This is a genomic window from Pseudomonas meliae (genome assembly GCF_001400515.1).
GTDB lineage: Bacteria > Pseudomonadota > Gammaproteobacteria > Pseudomonadales > Pseudomonadaceae > Aquipseudomonas > Aquipseudomonas amygdali.
The window spans coordinates 1-1078 of sequence record NZ_LJQT01000185.1 but is presented as its reverse complement, the minus strand read 5'-3'; the positions used below and the strand labels follow the sequence as shown (position 1 = coordinate 1078).

At 59.6% G+C, this 1078-nt stretch carries 1 protein-coding gene; it reads right to left on the bottom strand.

From position 1 onward, the window contains the following. Nucleotides 1-1078: putative bifunctional diguanylate cyclase/phosphodiesterase (locus ALO64_RS08335; RefSeq protein ID WP_235804985.1), on the bottom strand; the 1078-nt coding region annotated here is incomplete at both ends.

Genomic DNA, 1078 nt, shown 5'->3' with positions numbered 1-1078 from the left:
ATCTGTTCGCAGCCCTCGCGGGTCAGGAATTGCTGCTGTTCGCTGTTCTCCACGCCTTCGGCTATCACGGTCAGTTGCATGCTGCGCCCGAGGGCGATGATGGCGCGGACGATGGCGGCGTCGTGGGTGTCTTCGGGTAGGCCGCGAACGAAGGACTGGTCGATTTTGAGGATGTCCAGCGGCAGGCGTTTGAGGTAGCTCAGGGAGGAGTAACCGGTACCGAAGTCGTCGATGGCCAGTTGCACACCGAGTTTCTTCAGTTTGTGCAGCACTGCCAGCGCTTCCTGGGTCTGGCTCATGATGAAGTTTTCGGTGATTTCCAGTTGCAGGCAGCCTGGCTCCAGGCCGTTGTCGGCCAGTAGTTGTTCGATGTGTTCGACAAGGTTCGTCTGGCGCAGTTGAGCGCCTGCAAGGTTGACTGACACTGGGCCGAACGGCTGACAGGTTTTGCGCCATTTGCCCATTTGTTGGCAGGCCTGCTCCAGCACCCATTCGCCGATTTGCAGGATCATGCCGTTTTCTTCGGCCAGCGGTATGAAATGTTCGGGTGGCACGTCGCCGAAGGTCGGGTGGTTCCAGCGGATCAGCGCTTCTGCGCCTATCAGCGTGTGGGTCAGAAGGCTGATTTTGGGCTGGTAGGCCAGGGACAGCTGATTGCGGTCCAGCGCTCTTCTCAATTCCTGTTCAAGGGCAATACGTTCGCTGGCCTGTGTGGTCAGGTCGCAGGTGTAGCTTTCGACCCGGTTGCGGCCCTTGGCCTTGGAGCGGTACATGGCGGCGTCTGCGTTTTTGACCAGTGTTGCTACGTCGGTGCCGTCAGTCGGGAAAACACAGCTGCCAATGCTCGGGCTGATGTAGAGCTCATGTTCGCCAGCTTCAAAAGGCGTGTTGAAGCAGGCCAGCAGTTTGTTGGCGATGGCTTGTGCGTCGCTGGGCTGCAGCAGGCCAGGTAACAGAACGATGAACTCGTCACCACCAAGGCGCGCGACCGTGTCGACATCGCGCAGGGTCTCCTTGAGCCGGTGTGCGATGCCCTTGAGCAGCAGATCGCCGACCGGATGGCCCAGGCTGTCGTTGA